Source organism: Ruegeria sp. BG7 (genome assembly GCF_056535685.1).
Map to the genome: position 1 here is coordinate 3,074,734 of NZ_JBQFIU010000001.1, position 19,727 is coordinate 3,094,460.

Annotated in this window: 15 protein-coding genes and 1 pseudogene; 9 read left to right on the forward strand and 7 right to left on the reverse strand. The window is 51.8% G+C overall.

The window, feature by feature from the left end; translation table 11 throughout:
• Positions 1 to 89: 89 nt before the first annotated feature.
• Both ACR3EH_RS15300 and ACR3EH_RS15305 read right to left on the reverse strand, forming a co-directional pair.
• Positions 90 to 788, reverse strand: a complete 699-nt coding sequence (locus ACR3EH_RS15300) for a hypothetical protein (RefSeq protein ID WP_171675714.1) — start codon at positions 786 to 788, stop codon at positions 90 to 92.
• A gap of 414 nt (positions 789 to 1,202) precedes the next feature.
• Positions 1,203 to 1,823 (reverse strand): thermonuclease family protein, encoded by a 621-nt coding sequence (locus tag ACR3EH_RS15305; protein ID WP_171675716.1) that lies wholly within the window; start codon positions 1,821 to 1,823, stop codon positions 1,203 to 1,205.
• Positions 1,824 to 2,215: 392 nt separating this feature from the next.
• Between ACR3EH_RS15305 and ACR3EH_RS15310 the strand changes: the two genes are divergently transcribed.
• From ACR3EH_RS15310 to ACR3EH_RS15320, 3 genes are read left to right on the forward strand one after another with little or no spacing between them, the layout of a single operon-like run.
• Positions 2,216 to 3,496 (forward strand): hypothetical protein, encoded by a 1,281-nt coding sequence (locus ACR3EH_RS15310; protein WP_152457318.1) that lies wholly within the window; start codon positions 2,216 to 2,218, stop codon positions 3,494 to 3,496.
• Entirely contained in the window at positions 3,496 to 4,275 is a 780-nt protein-coding gene (locus ACR3EH_RS15315; protein ID WP_171675718.1) for a COG3904 family protein, read from the forward strand. Before ACR3EH_RS15310 ends, ACR3EH_RS15315 begins: the two co-directional genes overlap by 1 nt.
• A gap of 23 nt (positions 4,276 to 4,298) precedes the next feature.
• Entirely contained in the window at positions 4,299 to 4,694 is a 396-nt protein-coding gene (locus tag ACR3EH_RS15320) for a thermonuclease family protein (protein WP_171675720.1), read from the forward strand.
• 1,027 nt (positions 4,695 to 5,721) lie between these two features.
• Here ACR3EH_RS15320 and ACR3EH_RS15325 read toward each other — a convergent pair.
• Positions 5,722 to 6,375 carry a hypothetical protein gene (locus tag ACR3EH_RS15325; RefSeq protein ID WP_171675722.1) on the reverse strand — a complete coding sequence of 218 codons (654 nt, stop codon included), beginning with the start codon at positions 6,373 to 6,375 and terminating at the stop codon, positions 5,722 to 5,724.
• 378 nt (positions 6,376 to 6,753) lie between these two features.
• Here ACR3EH_RS15325 and ACR3EH_RS15330 point away from each other — a divergent pair.
• The 6 genes and pseudogenes from ACR3EH_RS15330 (at position 6,754) to ACR3EH_RS15355 (ending at position 11,531) form a co-directional block, all read left to right on the forward strand.
• A protein-coding gene (locus ACR3EH_RS15330; RefSeq protein ID WP_171675724.1) for an IS5 family transposase occupies positions 6,754 to 7,511 on the forward strand; the annotation gives its coding sequence in 2 pieces (ribosomal slippage) (positions 6,754 to 7,090 and positions 7,090 to 7,511; 759 coding nt in all).
• Positions 7,512 to 8,008: 497 nt separating this feature from the next.
• Positions 8,009 to 8,209 (forward strand): helix-turn-helix transcriptional regulator, encoded by a 201-nt coding sequence (locus tag ACR3EH_RS15335; RefSeq protein WP_171675726.1) that lies wholly within the window; start codon positions 8,009 to 8,011, stop codon positions 8,207 to 8,209.
• Positions 8,210 to 8,315: 106 nt separating this feature from the next.
• Positions 8,316 to 8,507 (forward strand): annotated as a pseudogene (locus tag ACR3EH_RS15340) (helix-turn-helix domain-containing protein); the annotation flags it as partial.
• A gap of 340 nt (positions 8,508 to 8,847) precedes the next feature.
• Positions 8,848 to 9,555 (forward strand): hypothetical protein, encoded by a 708-nt coding sequence (locus tag ACR3EH_RS15345; protein ID WP_253762039.1) that lies wholly within the window; start codon positions 8,848 to 8,850, stop codon positions 9,553 to 9,555.
• 291 nt (positions 9,556 to 9,846) lie between these two features.
• Positions 9,847 to 10,020 (forward strand): HGGxSTG domain-containing protein, encoded by a 174-nt coding sequence (locus ACR3EH_RS15350; RefSeq protein WP_305849652.1) that lies wholly within the window; start codon positions 9,847 to 9,849, stop codon positions 10,018 to 10,020.
• Positions 10,021 to 10,262: 242 nt separating this feature from the next.
• The gene (locus tag ACR3EH_RS15355; RefSeq protein ID WP_171675731.1) at positions 10,263 to 11,531 is read left to right on the forward strand and encodes a PDDEXK-like family protein; all 1,269 of its coding nucleotides are present in this window, start codon (positions 10,263 to 10,265) and stop codon (positions 11,529 to 11,531) included.
• Between the two features lie 26 nt (positions 11,532 to 11,557).
• Here the strand turns inward: ACR3EH_RS15355 and ACR3EH_RS15360 are convergent, their stop codons facing one another.
• The 4 genes from ACR3EH_RS15360 to ACR3EH_RS15375 are packed head-to-tail and all read right to left on the reverse strand — an operon-like array spanning position 11,558 to position 19,719.
• Positions 11,558 to 12,274, reverse strand: a complete 717-nt coding sequence (locus ACR3EH_RS15360; RefSeq protein WP_171675733.1) for a hypothetical protein — start codon at positions 12,272 to 12,274, stop codon at positions 11,558 to 11,560.
• Positions 12,255 to 14,267, reverse strand: coding sequence for a BREX-3 system phosphatase PglZ (gene pglZ, locus ACR3EH_RS15365; RefSeq protein ID WP_171675735.1), 2,013 nt, complete (start codon positions 14,265 to 14,267; stop codon positions 12,255 to 12,257). The genes ACR3EH_RS15360 and pglZ overlap by 20 nt, the downstream gene beginning before the upstream one ends.
• Positions 14,264 to 17,077: a DEAD/DEAH box helicase gene (locus ACR3EH_RS15370; RefSeq protein ID WP_171675737.1), complete on the reverse strand. Its 2,814-nt coding sequence runs from the start codon at positions 17,075 to 17,077 to the stop codon at positions 14,264 to 14,266. Before ACR3EH_RS15370 ends, pglZ begins: the two co-directional genes overlap by 4 nt.
• Positions 17,074 to 19,719 carry a DNA methyltransferase gene (locus ACR3EH_RS15375; protein WP_171675739.1) on the reverse strand — a complete coding sequence of 882 codons (2,646 nt, stop codon included), beginning with the start codon at positions 19,717 to 19,719 and terminating at the stop codon, positions 17,074 to 17,076. Before ACR3EH_RS15375 ends, ACR3EH_RS15370 begins: the two co-directional genes overlap by 4 nt.
• Positions 19,720 to 19,727 lie beyond the last annotated feature (8 nt).

Genomic DNA, 19,727 nt, shown 5'->3' on the forward strand with positions numbered 1-19,727 from the left:
AGTGCTTTCCTCTGGACAAAACTGCGCAGCTCGCACGTTTTCTTACCCAAAATCTGTAACAAACTAATTGGGTATTCAGAGAGCCGAGCTTAGGAACGCTTATCTGGTTTAGAAAGTTGTTTATTAGATCTGAGTTCTAACTTCCACGTCTTGGAGTTCTTGGCTTCTTCAATTTTGGTTTCCAAAATGTCGCTAGGTATCTCGCCATTGAATAACCTCTTCAACCGATCTGGCTCAGGCGGCCTTTTGAGGCCCTGTCGCTCCTTGGTTGCACAGGTATCAGCATACGCTGATATTGCTTTGTCTAGGGTTCGCTGGGAAGCAACTTCAATTTCGCTTTCCACGATGTCGATGAACTCTTCACTCGACGTAACATAACGGATTGACTTTGGGAGGCCAGGACGTGAACGACCAAGCACATCAGAACTGGCACACTGCGCGATATAACCATTTAGAGTTCGACGAGCCGCCTTCTGTGAATGGGTGACTTTGTTCCTAAACTGTTTATGAAACTGATGACCTGATTTATCGAGTAAGGGCTTAAGCCTTGGTTCGGAAGGATCCAGTTTGGGCCATGGAACGTCATAAATTTTACAGCACGCGCATGACAACGCGAAATCATGAAGGAAGTCGTTGCCGGCTATCTTCTTGGCGGACCGTTTTATTGTTTTAGTGTTCTTCTTTGCTTTGTTTCTAGGTTGTCCGACAGTTTCAAGTGGGTCATAGCTCCAGCCTCGGTTGCCTGGGTAGATTATCGTGCTTCCGCCTAGATAGCCGCCTCTGCCCACTTTGGCCCCCCTCGGAAATTCTCAGAACTCTCCACGAGCGTAGGGTGAAAAAGGCGATAGAATCAATGCCGCACCACGCAAAGCTCGTTCCGTTCTTAAGGGAGCGCTGATCTTTTCTAGACTTTCGGTCAAATTATCCATGCTTTCGGGCGGAGTGTATCGCACTTTTTTAGGAGAATTGAGACATCGTGGATTAAGGTTCCTGGTTTCAAGTTGTTGACCGGCGGTACGACTTCATCGCTCGGCTGGTTACGTTCTGCGATGTAAGAGTAGATAGTAAGAATAGAAGGAGTCGACCAAGGGGTGTCCGCAGATCAGATAGAATGCAAGGCTCGATGATTGTCTTCTTCGGGCCTACACACGACTTTGCCTGCTTCAGTTGCTTGTAGTGCTAAGTTGTGATTTCAGGCTCAATTAATCGTTAAGTTTCCGAGCGGCCTGCCTCGCTTCGTATTGCTTCCACAGCCCCATATGTCCGTTTTGTCTGGCGTTTGCGAGCCATAGCATTTTTCGAGCATCAGGCATTTCCATTGATCTATATTTCCCGCCAGAGAATTTCGGCCAATCTATCGCTAGGCCAAGCTTGACCATTTCTGCGGATAGGTCACGACCATCCTCAAGATAGCACTTTGCAACAGTCCGTCCGTGGGTGTCTTGCTCGGTCACTTCGGCCCTAATTTTTTGACCTTTGCAGAGTGAAACGAGTGCCCATTTTGCCTTCTTTCCATAGGGGTGATCCATCTCAGGAGCATCTACGCCGAACAGACGGATCTGGGTTTTCTTTATTACCAATGTATCGCCATCTACTACGTACGCTGAACCCGTTATTATGGATACTTCGGGTTTGGGTAACTTGTGGGCAGCATCAAAGCGCTGTGACTGCGAAGTGCGCCGTCCTTGGTTTGTGGTTAATCTTGTTTTCTCATGCACACCTGACTGGCTCGGACGAGTCGTTGTGTCGCCAGGCCTGTTGCTGCGAACTGTCAAATACACCGCACCAGCCAAAACCAAACCCAAAATTATCAAGATTTCCACGAACCAGGCCCCCAAAAGTTAATTCAATCAATATTGTCACACCGGATCAGGATCGACCCAAGCACACGCCGGGGTTGATTTGCTAGGGACACCTTATATTCAATCGGAGAGATGTGACTGATTTGCTTCGCTGAGCGATCTCACGCCTAGGACTGCGAGACAGTTGATCTCTACTTACTTAGTTCCCCAGAATAACAACCTGAATTTCAGGTAGTTGGTATTCTTTGCCAATACTAGAACTACGGGCGCAAGTTGGCGGGAACTCACAGAAGAATGGCAGTTCCGCGCAAGCAATCGCTTCGTAGCGCCCAGATATGCAACCCAGGGTGAAATGTCTTAATGAATGATTAAGTGACGAACTATCGCGTGATGAGTGTGGAGCAAGATGTAATATGACGGAGAATAAGGATCGCTTGACGGCGGAGGAAGCAAAGGGACTTCGGACTGCCAAAGAACTAGAAGGTCATCTAGCGTGGTTAGACACGTTCACGCCCGCAGCCTTAGGTGTTCTGGCCATTGCATCTGGTATTTACACCTATCTCGGCGTGTCTTCATTGCTCGAAGATAACGGTGCCGTTTCTTTCTTCGCAGCCGTTGCGTACTCAATCGCCGTGTCTGTCGGTATCTTCGTGTTTTGGAGCTACATGCTCCGTCTGCTGCCTTCAATGCGTACGGCTAGCGGTTTCATTGGCCTTACGATCTCGACGATTGTTGGCTCTGTCGCCATCATCGCCATGTCTAGCTGGCTGAACGCAGCCGCACTCGCAGGCTCGGCGGCGGTCGAACAACACTTGGAAAACACTGTCCGTGACTACCAAGCAGCTCTAGAGCAAGCCCACGACATAGCCCTCAGTGGCCAAGCGTTGGGTCGCGAGGTGGAACGCGCCCGCCAGAGTTTTGAAGAACTGGCTGAACTCGAGCAGTCTGGAGACCTCTCAGGTACCGCCGGTCGGGGTGCCGTGTTTCGTGTGCTGACACAAAAAGCTGAGGAGTTGCGAAACCTTGAGGAGCAGATCGCGGCGCAGCAAGAACCTATCGAGGAAGCCTTCCAGCAAGGCAACGAAATCCTCGCAAAGATGCGCGAGCTTACTGTAGCCCCCGGTCCAGTGGATCGCCGTTCGGTTCAGTTCTCCGAGGAAAGCGTGAAGCTGGCGGGTGTTATCTCGCGCCTCAACCAGTACAGCGTGGCACCACTTGTTGCTCGTGCTGCTGAGGACCTGCCATCCTCGGTCGTACTGCCAGAGCTTGATGGGCGCAGTTCCGACGTACGAGACGCTCAATCGTCCACAATCAACTCCGTTTTGAACGCGCTGGACCAACGCAGCAAGACACTCAAGAACGCTGCTGACGAGGTGTTGGACATGGAGCCGCCCATCGAGACGGCATATAACCCGATTTCCAGCGCCGATGCGGTGATCAAGTACGCCCACAACTTCGTACCTTCTTGGGCTGGAGCTATAGCCATCGACTTGTTGCCCGCCGTGTTGGTGTTTGTGCTGGCTATCACACAAGCCGCAATCCGAAGTGGTAAAGATGGTATGAGCATCGAAGATACTCTGACGCTTTCTGACCTTAGAGCCGCAATGAATGCCATGAAAGACGTAGAGGCGACTATGGGCGTGGCAGACGCAGCTATCCTCAACCGCGCCACTCCACAAAAGGATGAAACGTGATGAACTTACTAAGTCGTCTAGATCCTCGTTCTGGGCTGCGCTACGTACTGATCCTGCAGCTCGCGATTGCGGGCGTTCTAATAGCGTCGGACGTTTTTGGTGTAATGCCCAGCCCGTTCAAGGAGCGCGTTGAACTCCCGACTGGACCAATAACTCCCGGCGATCAACGTCGAGAGTATCGCACTGATCGTAGCGATCCGTCGCTTTTACCGCAGGATGGACCTCTGGAAGTACCCGTGCCAGAGGCTTTTCCAAACCGGTTGGACTTCTCAGTTCAGGAAGTCGAAGGATTAGGGAGGATACTTCTTCTTAGCGGCCAGATAGAGGTGGACGACTCGGCACGTTTCGCTTCGTATCTGTCCGACATGCAGGAGAAGCCCGACCTTGTGGCTCTCCACAGCCCAGGAGGAGTGGTTTCTGAGGCACTGTCCATTGGTAAGCAGGTAAGAGGTGCTGAGCTTTCTACAGCCGTTCTCGCTGGCTCGATGTGCGTATCGTCATGTCCCTACGTCCTTGCAGGCGGTGAGGAACGCATCGTCTCTCTTCGCGGCATTGTAGGTATGCATCAGCACTACTACGACCAGCCTCGCTTAATACCTGTCGTCTTCGCGGTAGAAGGCATCCAGAAGGGGCAAGGAGAGACGATGCAGCACCTGATTGACCTGGGTGTGAACCCGTCAATGATGCTGTTCTCACTGAACACTCCACCCGAGGAAATTTATGCGCTTATCGAGGAAGAACTATTGGATACACGCATAGCGACCCAAATTATCGATTAACACGAGACACCGAGGACTTCGCCTTGTTCAAGAAGCTAACCATTGCATTGGCATTTTTCGCAACTACTGCGGCCGCTGGTGGCCTCCAAGTACGCGACGCAGACACGATCGTTGTCGATGGCACTCCCGTCCGCCTGAACGGTGTGGATGCACCTGAACTTGGTACTCGTTCTGGTCAGGATGCTAAACGCTGGATGGTGAACTTCCTGCGCGGCAAGAACATCGAGTGCAAGCTTAATGGTGAGCGCACCTATGATCGCTGGGTAGGTGTTTGTTACGCGGACGGACAAGACATTGGTGCTGCCGTGATTGCTGCGGGGCATGCGCTGGATTGCGCGAGGTACTCGGGTGGGCGATACAGGCACTTGGAAACCCCGGCAGCAAAATCGCGTTTGAAGCGGGCTGGTTATTGTAGGTAGCGTGCAAAGGCAACGTGGAAATTGCCCATTAGAGTATAGCCCTAAACGTTGTTGCCGTAGCTGAAACTGATCTTCTCGGGCAAGAACGTGCAATAACCGAGTTGCGGACAAAGCACTAGTTCGCTGCGGTCGCGCCAAGGTCGGCTGTGACGATTTGGAAATGCCAAAAACGGTCGTTTTCGTTAGTGATTGAAACGTATGAGATTAGACACTCCTCCAAGCCAATCTTGCCTTCATGTATCGGATATTGTGCACTTGATTTCGACAAATCCATACCCGGTTGGTCCGCCTGGACTTGTTAGAAGCCTAGTTCCGGTGGCCGAGACCAGGGAGTCACCGTATTGCGCACAAATTTCTTCGGCAAATGCCTGGTTAGCTCTGGTACTATTGGCACTAAACCAAATCGATGAACGTGTGAACTCGGAGTCGCTATACTGTGCTTGACAGTTGTCTCCGAGGCATCCGTAGAAAACTACCACCTCTCCTGGGAGGTATTGAGCCCACAGACCTTTTCCAGGGTCTTGGCAAATCAGATTTTTCCCTTGGAAAAGAATGGGGGCTCCGTAGAAACCTCCACCGGTTTCAGGCAGCGCACAATTTGCCGATGCGTCAACGCAATACCAAGGCTCATCTGGGCTTACCCTTGTTCGGCTCGTTGCTGGTCTCAGTGAAGGTCCAGGCAGGCAGTACCCTGACATACAATCGGTGGCACGATTACATTCGACTCCATCTGTCAGCAACGCAGATGTGTCGTCTTTGGCGGCCCGTAAAGACTCGCATCTTGCCTTTTCAAACGCTGCGCGGCTCATGCAGTTCTGGTGGCGTGCTTTTGCTTCCATTACCAGCACTTGGTATCGCGCTATGCAGGCAGGATCATCAACACTTATACCGGGAAAAATTTTCATTCTGCAGCTGGGCTTAGGCGGCTCTTCAAGTACGCATTGGATTGGATTGCATGGTTCAAATTCTTGAGCGCTTCCTGTGCTAGAGACCAAAGCTGTACAAATCGCCGCGAACAAAAGCCATATCACTCGTAGCATTTTGCCATCTCCTTCGAGATACCTTGCATCCTAGTACCGGCGTCATCCGCCGCGGTGGCTTCTTGTTTGGCGATATTCTCCAGCATTGCATAAATTTCTGCTTCGTGGGGCGGCAGGCTGGAGTGAGCTTTGGCTAGGATCAACACCTCGTTCTGAATAAGTTGTGCGGTATGTAGGCGCTCACGCTGGAAGTTGGACTCGCGATTCATTTCAGCTTGTTGGACCAATAGGCATTCCATAAGTGAAAGGTTCTTTTGTGTCGCAAAGGTCGCATACATGAAACCTATCGCCCCAAAGAAGAAAAGTACCGTAGTGAACAGTTCCTTTTGGCGGAGCAAAAATGCAAAAATCTCTGATTTCTCTTTGTCAGTTGCTTGGTCACCATTGTCCTTTTCGCTCACGGGCTCAGACGTAGAGTCTGGAGGCGTCGTTCCAGAAAGAGGGGCGTCTTCGCTGGCAGTTGGTTTAGAGGCGGTGATCTGTTCTTTCGTCGCGCTCTCACCGGTGGGCGGGGTCGGACTAACTTCCTGTGAAACGTCAACCTTATCCGCCTGATCAACACCACTAGACTCGGAACGCGTCTCGTCGGCTGTTTGGCCTTCTGCTTTCACTTCGGACTTTGGTCCCTCACCCATCGTCATTTTTCGTGGCTCCCCGTGCGGTAATCAGCCTGGTTCTCTCAAAGGCCCGACGATCAAAAAACATCTGGCTTGATGCTCCCAATTCTAAGAGAACATAGGCAAAAACGGTCGTTTTTGTCACGACCTACTGCACCGCGTAAAACCAAACTTTAGATATGGACGAAAACCCTTGGCAAAACCAGCATTGATTTTGATACGTTTTTGGCAGTGCCCTGAAGAGCGGACGTTAGAGCGAAGCGATGCATTCGTCATTTTGGGCTCTGTGCCGTCATCTGACGGTTTTTGCCGGATGACCGTTGTTCCACGCTTAGCAGACAATGGCATGGCCGATTCAATCTATTTTGGCTTCGTGATTCAGCAGCGACAGGAGGACTGTCCATGTCGCATCTGTTCTGGCTCGACCAAGAGCGTCGCAACCGCATCAAGCACATGTTCCCAAAGCCACATGGTGTTGCTCGTGCTGACGACCGAAAGGTTCTCAGTGGCATCATCCATGTCATTCGCAATGGTCTGCGTTGGCGTGATGCTCCGTCCGACTATGGGCCGCATAAGACGCTATACAACCGATGGGCCCGTTGGTCTCACATGGGCGTCTTTACACGCATCCTGACCGAAGTGGCCGCTCAAGGCGATGCAACAGGTGCACTAAAGATTGATGCGACCCACCTGAAGACCCATAGAACAGCGTCCAGCATGGGGCTTAAAAAAGGGGGCGTGGTCGCCTGATTGGCCGCACCAAGGGTGGGTTGAACTCGAAACTCCATGCCGTTACCGATGCGGTGGGTCGTCCCATCCAACTATTTCTGACTGCTGGGAATGTCAGCGATTACATCGGCGCACGGGCGCTCTTACCCTCACTGCCTTCTGCCGATTGGATGCTGGCGGATCGCGGCTATGACGCCGATTGGTTCCGTGAGGGCGTGAAGGAAAAGAGCATCACACGCTGCATCCCATCGTGGCGGAACCGCAAAAACGCCATCCAACATGACACCAAGGTTTATCGAAGCCGTCACAAGATTGAGAACATGTTTGGACGGTTGAAAGACTGGCGCAGGTTCGCGACACGTTGCGACAGATGCCCTATAACCTTTCTATCTGCCATCGCCCTCGCGGCAGCAGTGTTGTTTTGGTTATGAGTCCAGAGCCTAGGAACACTGGGTGACTGTGTCTTGCAGTTAGCTCAAAGTTTGTCTTTCAGTCAGTTTCTTGATGTTCGGTTTTATTGTCAGCAATCGCACTCACAGCAACCGTCGTCCATTGGATGTGAAACCTGACCCTAGAAGCGGAGTTTTCTTATTGATTCGCGCAGCAACCTTGGTTTGGTTAGCCGCATGCCTGTGAAACGATGCAATTCACCACAACCTATAGTATAGTTGTATAGATTTATTTGTGAGTCTATTTGCAACAACATGCAACCCGTTTGCAACAAACTGACATAGTGCGATTTTCTACTTAAGATGTAGCGTCCGATTGCGCGGCAAAATATTGAGAAAAAAACACTTTTATGAGGCATTGAAATATTGGCAAAGTCTTTTTGTGGCCGAGTTGATCCACCAAATCATAGGCCGTTAGCGACATAGGCGTTGCAACTTTTGGGCGCCTTTTGATTGCATAGGGCTTGAAAGGAAACACTATGAACAAAACTATCGAGCGCGTTTTGAGGCGAAAGGAAGTTGAGGCGGTTACTGGTCTCTCTCGCTCAACAATTTACGCGATGATTGCGGAGGGTGAGTTCCCGCAGTCAATCAAACTTGGAAAGCGAGCTGTGGGTTGGACAGAAACGAGCATAGAGTTGTGGCTTGATGCTCGCCGTTTTACCGAGATCGAACCATGATCCAGTGGGTAAAAAGTGTACTATTTAGCAGTCAGTCGTTGCGTCTAAGTTTTTGCCACCCGCTGACTGGAAATCCGTCAAGTTTCAACCTTCGAGGCGGATGCAAATGAGCTACGTGGCGACTGAAGCAGTTCTAAAAAAGAAAGTTGGTTCTCCCACACGAAAAGCAGTGTTGTTGTACATGGCGGGTTGCGCAAGCGATGACGGCTCGGGGGTTTGGGCAAGCAAGAAAACTATTGCTGCAGACCTGGAAATGGGAAAGCGAACAGTCCAAAAGTGCATAGAGGATTTAGTTGGCGCTGGACTTATCGCACACGTTGGTAAGCGACCTTGCGCCAACGGTTACACAATCGAGTATCGACTGAACCTTAATGCAATCTCCACCTTGGAGCCAACTCGTGCACTGGCTGCACGAATGCAAAAAGAACATCTGACACGTGCAAGAGATGCCGGTCAAGAAGTGCAGGAGGTACCCCCAAATATCCCTAGAACCTTAAGTGAACCGTCAGAAGAACCCCCTTTAGTCCCCCGAGAACAAAAATCGACACGGGCTACCTCGCTGCCGGACAGTTGGGTGCCCTCTAAGAAAAACGTTCAAGACGCAGCAGATCGCAGTTTCACTGAGAAGGAGATTGAGTATGAAGCCGATCGTTTCCGTGATTACCACCTCGCAAAGGGAACCAAGTTCAAAGACTGGGATGCTGGCTGGAGAACATGGCTCAGCAATTCAAGAAAATTTGGAAACCAGCGCATGGCTTTCACGCCAGACACCTCACGACGTCGACACGGCAGCGGTGTCGCGAGCGTTGTCGCAAGGCGTCGAGCTGAACGTAGTGTATGAAGGCCGCTACCCCAGAGGCCAAAATGGCGAAAGCCTGGGCTCATTCTCAGTGGCAACCTCCTGCACGGCTGTCGGTACAAATGAAAAGCGAGCTAAAGCAAAGCAAGATCTTTTGAAGTTCTTAACGCCGGCTTGCCAGGAACAAATCGAGGAATGGATTGCGGAGTTGTCAGTGATAACGGCTGGACCAGGGCGCAACGGTTTTGAAGCTGAGCTGATGGTCTCGGCTTACGCAAGGCGCCTTTTGGAGTTTCCCGCGGACGTTGTCCACTACGTTCTAGTGACAAAATCTTGGAAATGGTTTCCAACTTGGAATGAACTTGAACAAGTTTGCAAAATCAAAAGTTCGCCGCGTTTGCTTATGATGCAGGAGCTTTCGCGACAGCAGCCGGATCCCGCTCCTGTTCGAAAGTCACCATCAGAAGAGGAAAAAGCGGCTATTCAAAAACTCGTGGATGAAACCTTCCCACGGCGAGCCAGGGGGTTTCTCAAAAAAAAGCCGTAGTTATTGCTACCACAGGAGCCGTGAAAGGGGGGCTTCCGGGCGATAACAAGATGTCAGAAACCCCAGAGCACTACCTACGTCATGGGGTTTGCTGACTATGTTAACAAATGTTGAGGTTTCATGATGGGGCGCCCGTCAAATTTTGAGCGAAAAATACGAGCACGCTTTAAACGCAACTCCATAGATTGGCGGTCGCTTCTGTCACGCTGGCGGCCTTGCCCCGCAGAGTCCCACAAACATCAGAACTACCAGAGGGACTGCTCTCAGTGCTCCGGAGTAAACTGCAAGCGGATGGCTGAATTGGGTTTGAATGATGACGGGGAACCACTGCCTAAGTCAGAGCGCCCACAATGCGGAGCAAAGACTCGAGCTGGAGGCCAGTGTCATGCCCGTGTAGTACCCGGAAAACGGCGATGCAGGCTTCATGGTGGTCTCAGTACTGGGCCGAAGGGAAAAATGCTCTAAAATCGCCTGACTAATGTTTCACAGTATGCACAACACTCTTTCCGTCAATCGATTGGTTTCATGTGCTGCGTTTCCGTATTCTGATGCAGGTTTGGAAAAGAGGTGGATTACCGGATGCCTCCAATACAAAGGACACAGTGAATATGGCGGCATCGTTACCTAAAGGTTATGCGGCTTGATAACATGTTTTTGCTGAAGTACGAATTGTTGTGTGATTAATTTGAAATTAAAAAGAAAATAGAATGAAGATAATAGGATCTGATGAGGCAGGTCTAAATAATGATGTTCTCGACGAAGTTTCAGACTTGCTAATGCGCAGCGAAGCATTTCGCGAACTTTCGGAAAGTCAAGAAGTATACTGCCCTTTTGAAGCTTTGGGTGTGGCTCGACAAGAAATCCGCCATTCCAATTTTCTTGCTGACATTATCGATCCGCTGGGACGTCACGGTTTCGGGGACCTGCTTTTGAAGAGCTTCATTGAAACGTTACTTGGTCAAGCAGCAGAAAAGGAATTGCGCTTAGCAATCCATCTTGAGGATCTGTCAGGCGCCGTCATTTTGAGGGAATGGAAGCGCATCGACCTTTTAGTACGCATTCCAAGCGCGGTGGCGGACAACGACTTAGTTTTGGTAATAGAAGTAAAAGTCGAAGCGAACGAAAGCGCGGGGCAACTCGCGAACTATGAAGATCAGGTTGCTAGAAGGTGGCCGGACGCAAAGATCCTTTACTACTTTCTAACTCCTGACCACACAGCTTCTACTCGCAATGAATGGACCGATGTGGGATTTGCTAGTGTGCTCGACAGTTTCGAAGATGCTCTGAAACAGGCAAGCGGTCATGCAAAAGCACGTTCGCTCGTCGAAGCTTACATCTCAATGATGAGGAATAGGTACGTGGAGAACCCAAAACTCGAGGAACTTGCCAGGAAGATCTGGTCACAGCACGGACCCGCGCTTGAGTTTCTGATGGAGCACCAACCTAATCCAGCCTCGGAGCTTCTGGACGCTGTCGGCGGAGACATTCTTCTACGAAAGGTGAACGAAAGCCTTCAAGACTCTGGCCTCGATCTCTCTCTAGTCGTTGATAGCAAATCCAGCCGATTGGTACGCCTTGCCGTGCCTGAGTGGGATGCGCTGGACGGTATTCTTAAGGGGGAGCGCTGGGTATCATCTAATCGAGTATGCCTTTTCGAAATAGAGGTTACGCCCTACAGTTTCGGCGGCCGCTTTGTCGTTGGGCGCGGACCTAAAGAGACGCGTCTCTCCGTTATTGATGCAATCGACAAGGCAAAAATCAATGTGAAGCGCTCAACGACAATTACACCCGACTTCACCAGAATTTGCTCGAAGTCAATTCGAAGCAAGAAAGAGATGCAGCGCTTGATGAAGGACGGAGTCGATGATGACGATATCGAAAAGTTGAGTGATGACGTCGCCAACTATTTGGTTAGCTACATCGGACCTTTTAACTCAGCTCTCAAAGAAAACTTATCTTTGCAAAAGGGGGTGTAAAGTTGAAATTCATTGAAACAGTTGAGCTAGATTCTTGATGATACAATCTGGTTACCAGCGCTATCGGCGGCCAGTTCCAGATAAGTCGAAGATGATACGACGAACCCGAGGTTTTCACCAAGCTCAAAAGGAAAAATTTCTGGCCTTGCTTCCAGCGATCCAAGTCTAATCGGCCGTCCTGCAGCCTCTAAAACAACCCTTATCATCCAGCGAACTAAATCTGGCCCATCTATTAATACGGCATTCTTTCGCGTGAGAATCTTCCCGTTGCTACTACGATCGAGCATTGCCCAGTCGGACATGGATTGAAGGACCATGTTGGTCATCCTTCTCGTCCCTTCGCGTTCGCCGTAGATTTCTGCCATCCGGCGATGTACCTCGGCGGTAGTGCACTCGCCTTGGAGCGAGGTCAATCGGCCAACGATTTCAGCCACTTTGGCAAAGAAAGGGTATGTCACAATAGCCATACCCCACGTGAGAGTGGCCGGTGACATTGATGGCATGGATTGGAAAAGCTCCACTGCGTGTTCAGCTAAAGGCTCCAGATCCTTGCGCGGCTCCAACCAGAGGCGGTTCAGTACGGTTCTGGTCTTTTTCTTGGCAGAAAGTCCTGAGTGAGCCTCATCCAGGAGAACATCAAGATCGTCGAGCTCAGCGAGACCAGTTCTGACTTCCAGCGCTTTTTTTGCCCATTCAAGGCGAATGAAACGGTCAAATCCTATCTTAGGCGCTGTTGGTCGCATGTTCGTCTTTCTTCATATTTATTTTCACAAACGGCACAATCAGTTCCTCTAACGCCATCCCTCCATGAGCGACAACCATGTTTCCTTTGGGCACAAACGCGCCGCGTTCATTCGCGTAAACGGGCAAAAAGTCGGGCGGGAGTCCTGGACCGCTGAATCGAAATGTATCGATCTCTTGTGGAACAGACGCCGCGAGGTCCTCGCTGCGATATACTCTAACGCGCTCTCCCTTCATCTCGGATACAACACCCTGGCTAAGCCGTCCAATGCCCAAAGCATCAACATTTCCATGATCAGCAGTCAGGTAGATATGGTAACCGTGCCTGCTGAGCATTAGAAACAGTTTTTCAATGAAGCCGGTATCGCACCACTCGCGAATTTGGCCAGCAATCCCGCGTTTCCCAAGCATTGCTCCATGGACAATTTCATCGACCATATCAACGACAAGGCCAGCGACCTTGGTCGTCGGCTTTGAAAGTGCGTCCTCGAGTAGTGCCAATTGGTCGGAACGTTTTAGGCCCTTCTGGTAAACGACTTCGGGCTTCCGGAGGCCGTTTTCTTGCCAGAACTTCGCCCAGAGAGACGGTTCTTGCGCAGTCGAATCCATTGAGCCTTGAAACTCCCGTGGCTTAAGGCCGGAAAAGAGCGCTTGGCGAGAGATTGACGTCAGTGTCGGCAGCCACGCAAAGCAGCCACCCTCGTCGGCGGATAAGTCGGGAAGCTTGGTCGACAGGTGCTCCCTGATCTGGGCCCACTGGTCCAATGCCAAACCATCAAAGACAAGAAGAGCAATTCGATCTTCGCCAAATCCCCTGCGCATCGCGAGATAGCGCGGCACGTGATGTACCATCACTGGCGCTTTTGCGACGGGTAGGGAGGGCAAGTCTGCAAAATGCTGAAGCACCCAATCCTTGAGGCGGGCATCGGCTTCTCTTTGCAAGCTCAGAAGTTGCCCCTGCAGGTTATCTGCGTCCGCCGCTTTCAGTTCGTTGAAGCGGTAGATGAGTTCTCCAAGGCGGCGCGCCGCCTCTAACCAATCTCGATGCGAAGCCCCCTCCGAGGGTAGACTCGCCGCGATCCTTTTCGCTCCCGCCGACACCAAATGCGAAAGTGCCTGTGGGTCATCAATCAGACCAACCTGTATCCAATCGGGAATGTGCTCAGGACGCACACTTGCCTCAATCGGCTGAAGGGCTCCCTCGAGGAACATGGTATCTATGATCACCCTTACGTCGGGGTGATCAAAGGGTACGTCAAACGGATGGCCTTCGACCGGCTCCTGATCCCTGTCGCGGGCACCAGGTTCAACACCATATTGTGCGACGAAATGCGCCCAAGATTCCTGTATGGCGCGGACCATAAAGGGCTTTGAGGTGAGCAGTTCACTAATCGGAAGACATCCAAGAGATGTGTCCTGAAGGACGGTTGCGACATGGTCTGCAAATAGGCTGGGAAGGCCCGCGCCGCGATAGTGAAGCCGCAGAGCTTCTTGCCAGAAATCCTCCGGCCGGTTCAGAAGATAGGGGCTGAGCCCAAAGATGTGCGTGAGGATAAAATTCTTGGTCTCCCCCTCACCGAGCAGCTGCGTCGCATGCTTCTGGAAGGCTTGGAACAGCCCTTCGTGGTGCTCAGATTCTAGCTTGCGGACTACACCATAATTCAGGTTGGGGAAGAGATCGGCCAAGCTCAGACTGACTTGCCGCGCCGCCCTGATGTAGTCCCAAGGGAGGGAATTGATGTCCGCGCCCCGCCACTGCAGGATAAGGGCCTTCGCGGAGCCTTTTTCACCCACATCCCATGCGGATCGATAACGCTCTTCATATTCGGTTCTAAACGAAACAGAATCTTCGAACGGGAGAACCTCAAAATCGCGTTCGCGAAGCTCGAGCAGAATGGTTTCATCCAAGAGCAGGCCATCCGGATCCAAGGCGATCCAGAAGCGAGATAGATCTGCGGGAAACTCCCGCAGGATACGATCAGCCCAAATACTCATCGTGCACCAACCACTGTTTCGCCAATTCGCAACACGAGGAGGGCATTGAGACCGGGCGAGTAAGATGCGGCAGCATCGAGCTGCGCCATACGAGCTTCATGTTCTCTCTGCAGCCGCTTCCGTCGATAATCACGAACTGTCTGAAGCCCCACTCTGCCAATCGCCTGGTGTCGTGCTTCGAAAGCGTAGAGTGCGCGTTCGCGTTCTTCCTCGATCCGAGCCTTGTGCTCTGTCACAAGATCAGAGAACACTCGTTCTCCTTGCGTGACCGCCGCCCCTTTCGATCTCTCGAACCAGTCGCGCGGCGCCTCGATCTGAGGCGCACCAATCGGTTCGATCTGCTCCGTTAGCAACACGTCCCAAATGCGTTTTGCCGTCGGTTGGAAGGCGCGCCCTTCATCATTGACGAAAACGGATAGGAAGCGGCGGCGGCTGAAATCGTCAGCTGCCAGACTGACTTCCCAAAGCGACCAAACGCCTTTCACACTATCAGGCAGGCCTGTTATGCGGACGGCGGGTACGGGTTGACCAGCGATGCAACGCGGAAGATCGGCAATCAAAGCCTGCGCTCTTGGATCTTCCAGCGTGACCCACTCAACTTCGGGCCGGTCTCCCGCGGTGCGCGCATCAAAACACACCGAAGATGACTCTGTGCCATCGGCCCACCGTATCCGCCAGGTATCGCCTTCCTTCTTGGCTTCTCCCCCTCGCGCAGGGAGTCCAGTTGTAATTGCCCGCTCCAGCCAAAACTGTGCCGGATGATCTCGCCACTTGCGCGCATCATCAGCTTCCAGTTCATGGCCATCGGCGAGCAGATCACTATTCTTCCGGTTCGCTGCCAACGACGATCGAAGCTGCGTGAGAACGGCATCGCATTCTGTTTCGATCGACGCGGGGTCTTGGATCCCCTGGACAAAAAGCTCGTCGAACAGCGGCTCCGCCTCCACCGAATCCATCACATCGGCAACTTTATCCACGCCGAACTCCTCTGCGATCACAGCGAGCTTTGTTTCGAGAACTTCGCGAACCCGATGCTCGACGGTGTCTTCGAGTACGAAATTGATGGCTCGCACAATATGCGGTTGCCCGATGCGATCCACGCGCCCAATACGCTGCTCGACCCTCATCGGGTTCCACGGCATGTCGAAGTTGATGATGACATGGCAGAATTGAAGATTGAGGCCCTCGCCGCCAGCGTCCGTCGAGATCAGAATACGCACATCCTTGGAGAATGCCCGCTGCGCGCGGCCACGCGCCGCAAGGTCCAAGCCCCCATTGAGCGTTGCAACCGAGAACCCCCTGCTTTCGAGAAATTCCGCGAGCATGGCCTGGGTCGGAACAAACTCGGTGAAAACCAGAACCTTGAGTTCAGGATCGTTTTCCTCCTGCTGAATCTTGTAGATCTGCTCAAGGAGTGCCTCGGCTTTTGCGTCTGTTCCTTGCGCCTCTGTCTCACGAGCGAGGAACAAAAGTGCCTCAACGTCTTTTCGCTCGTCATCTAAGGCATCGAAGGCCACGGCGATATCGATCTGGTCATCACCCGTTAGCTCATGCCAGTCTCCGACACCTTCGGTGGAAAAGAGCTGAAGCTGTCGCTGGTCGTCGTCCAGGGCGAGGAGTCGCTTTTCCAAGGTTGCACGGATGGCTGCGGTGCTGGACGTCACCAAACGCTGCATAAGGATCATCAAGAAGCCGATGTGCCGCTGCTTCGATGCCATGGCTTGGTTATAGCCGTGGCGAACATACTCAGTGATCGCTTCGTACAACCCTTGCTGTGCTTTGTGTCGGTCTAGCCAAGCGACAGCCTGAATGCGGGTCATTCGTGGCTTGAACAGAGGCTTGCCTTCAGCATCGATCGCAAGCCTCTTCTCTGTCCGCACAACGAACGGGCGCACGCGGTCGCTCGAGACGCTGTTCTCATCGGGGAAAGAGTCTCGATCCAGCAGTTGCATCAGACGGTGGAATTGATCCGTTTTGCCTTGGTGGGGCGTTGCCGACAGAAGGAGAAGGTACGGGGCAGCCTCGGCAAGTGCCGCGCCCAACTTGTAACGTGCAACCTGATCCGTGCTGCCTCCCATTCGGTGAGCCTCGTCGATGATCACAAGGTCCCAGTTGGCCGAAATCAGGTCTTCGAACCGTTCACGGTTGTAGGTGTTGAGTTGCTCCGCGCTCCATCCGCGCCGCCCTTCGAGTGGCTTCACCGAATCCAGCGAACAGATCGCCTGATCGTGCAGCCGCCAGAGGTTCTCCTCGTCATCTCGAAACTGCCGGTAAGCGGAGAGCTCTGACGGCTCGATGAACTGGAAGTTCTCACCAAAATGCAGGCGCATCTCGGCCTGCCATTGCCGCACCAGACCCTTGGGCGCGACGACTAGGATCCGCTTTGCCATGCCGCGCAGCTTTAGCTCCCGGAGGATCAGACCGGCTTCGATGGTCTTGCCTAGCCCTACTTCATCCGCAAGCAGATAACGGATCCGATCCCGGCTCATGGCGCGGTTCAGGGCATAGAGCTGATGCGGCAATGGGACGACGCTCGACTGGATCGGCGCCAAAAGCAGGTTGTCTTCCAGCGCATCCAGGAGTTTTGCCGCGGCGGCCGTGTGCAGGATCTGGTCGACTGTCGGTCGGACAGCGTCGAGCGGCCCAAGCTCCCGAGACCTGGCACGGACAACGGCATCCTTGCCCGGGAGCCAGACGCGGTATGAGGTTTCGCCCCAAATCTCCTCCCGGTCCACGACACGGCAGGGTGCGGCATGTCGTTCATGCCAGCACCACGCGCCAATGCCGAAGTCTTGGGAGGCATGCGTCACGCATCAGCCTCCGTACGGGTCAGCGCCTGGTCGTACCAGAGCAGGAGCTTTTCATCCTCTTGCAGCGTCTCGTCCGGCAGCTTCTCGGCTATGCCAATGATCGTTTTGTAGTCCTTCGCAGCCCAGGCCGTCTTGAAACCGGCGCGCAATACCTCGAGGCGCGACTCCTTGAGCTGGCGCTTGTTCGCGGTCTTGTAGGCTTCGAACTCCTTCAGCAGCGACCGTTCGCGTTTCTGTTCCAGATCCTTCGCCTTGTTGGGATCGGGCACATACCAGCGGTCCTTCGCCTTGGCCTTCAGGCGCGGGTCTTCTTTCTCAAGACCCCGGAGATCCTTGAAGTTGGACGAGAGATAGCTGTGGATCTGGCTCGGCACGTCGCCGTTGCCGTCGAAGCGCAGGAAGTTGTCTTCCAAAAGATCCGTTAACTCGGGCTTTGCTTCATGTTTGCGCCATCCGGCCCCCATTTGGCTCACAAATTCTGGATGAATGTCTCGATAAGTTGACGGCTTCTTCCTCAAGAAGGAAGTAATCCAGTCGATAGCTGATTTTTCGTCCGAAACAAAAAGTTCTTGCTGAGGTCGTTCATCGTATCGTGCACGAATTCGATCGTAGTCAGAAACTTGCTCAGATAGGAAAAACATCTCATCACGCTCAATGTAGCGTTCCCGCACGCCCTCAAAAAATTCCTGCGCTGATAGGGGTACCAATGTGTTATTCCTAATGAACCATGCAACCATTCGATCGTAGAGGATACGGTCACTGCGTTCTGCAACAAAAGAAAGTCTAGAGCCGCCAGAAGTCGCGATAGGAATGTGTTTCAAGTGATGATCGATAAACTCCCAAGCGCTTTGAGAAGTTGAACCATGCTCAGCAATCGCTCTCTCAATGAAGCTATCTGGCTTGTATGCGGATATAATAAGATCCTGAACAACAGCGCCAGGCCGAATATCCGCGAGAATTGTTGTCGAACCCTTGTCGAGCTTTCCTACCTGAGCAACAACAAACCCAGCCTCTGAAAGGCCAGTCTGAATGAGGTTCCAAACACTCGCTTTGGTGTTATGAAACTCAACAGTTATCCATCGCCCTGGCTTAAGAACACGATAGTATTCTTTAAAGGCGTCTCGCATTAAGCCGCCATAGTCGGCGAATAACTTGTTCTTGGTTTCATCTATAACCGCTTCTTCCTTTGGAGCCGTTCGAACCTTCAGCCAACCTTCAAGAATCAAGTTCATTTCGCTATAGATTATGTTCGCGCCAAATGGTGGATCGGTGTAGATATAGTCAATGACATTCGAAGGGATCTTATCAAGGTTTGTGGCGGATTGAGTGCTTACTAGACAAGTGCTCCCTGACAAGGGTTTTGCTGCCTCTGCTTGAAGGAGCTTCTTCATCTTTCTTTCTAGGGAATCATACACGTTCTTTTCCATTCGAACGATTGGCATGTAAAGGTTTCCTGACATGCCGCCGCCGCCGCCAAAATAGCCTTGACGTTCAGAAATAACCGTAAAAATAGATGTCAAACATGAAAGTGAGGCATTTCTAACTTCGACGTTCCCATGTTCAGAAACTCTTTGCCAGAGGTCTGCGAATATGATCCTGTTGCGATCAGAAAGAAACTTGCTCACGTCTGTAATTGCTTTGTCACCCAGTTGAGCAAGCTTTGCGGAGTAGCCTGTTGGATCAACTTCGTCATTGGGGATCCAATATTCGTTCCTTAATTCCGAAATCTTCTTCACAACTTCCAGATCGTGAGAATTTGGTGGTCGATTTACCCGATTTCTACCTGTTCCTGCGTTAACCCAAGCAAGCGCTTTTTTCTTGCCGGCTGAGGTAATAACTCGCTCGACTTTTCGAACATTTAAATCAGCGTTGCACGAAGGACAGGAAAATGACTTTAGTGTTTCAACCTTGTTTCCATGATGCTTAACACCGTGTGGAAAAAAGGGGAACTCAAACACACACTCCGGGCATGTGAATACGTCTGTCCAAACGTAGTAATTGGCAACCAACGTTTTGTTATGCTCTTTCGTTTCATACAACCATCCAAGGTGTTCCCTAGAATCTGATATCACCTCTTTTAAGAATGCCACTACTGCATAATCCGGATTGCTGTAGGTATTAATCGCCGACACAAACCCGGCGATTGGCGCCAAATCAATCACAATTGAATTTCGACCAACTTCTCGTGCAGCAACACCAGTCATGCCTGAACCGCAAAATGCGTCAAGAACAAGTTCGCCTGGTCTCGTGTAGTGTTCAATAAGCTTGCGGATTACTGCTGGCGGAACTTTGGTATGGTATGGGTGAAAGGAATAAACAGGATGACGACTGTCAGCAATAAGATCGCCAGCGTATGGTTTGCTTGACACTGGTTCCGTGTTGGCAACCTCCACGCAATCAATAAAGTTGTCCATGAAAGGGTTTGGACATGCCGTGTAAAAAGGCGGATTTGACAGGCAGATTATTTCTTCATCAGAAGCATTCGGGAAGTCGCTCCTAGAGCGAAACTCTGGTTCCTCGAGAAACTCACGGAGCTTTTGCTTGAAAAATTTCAGACGCTCTTCGTCTGAGTTGAATGTTTGCCCTAGAACGGTCACAGGGCCTTTTCCGTTGTGTGAATTGAGATCTAGAAGGTCGGTCATTTTTTCTC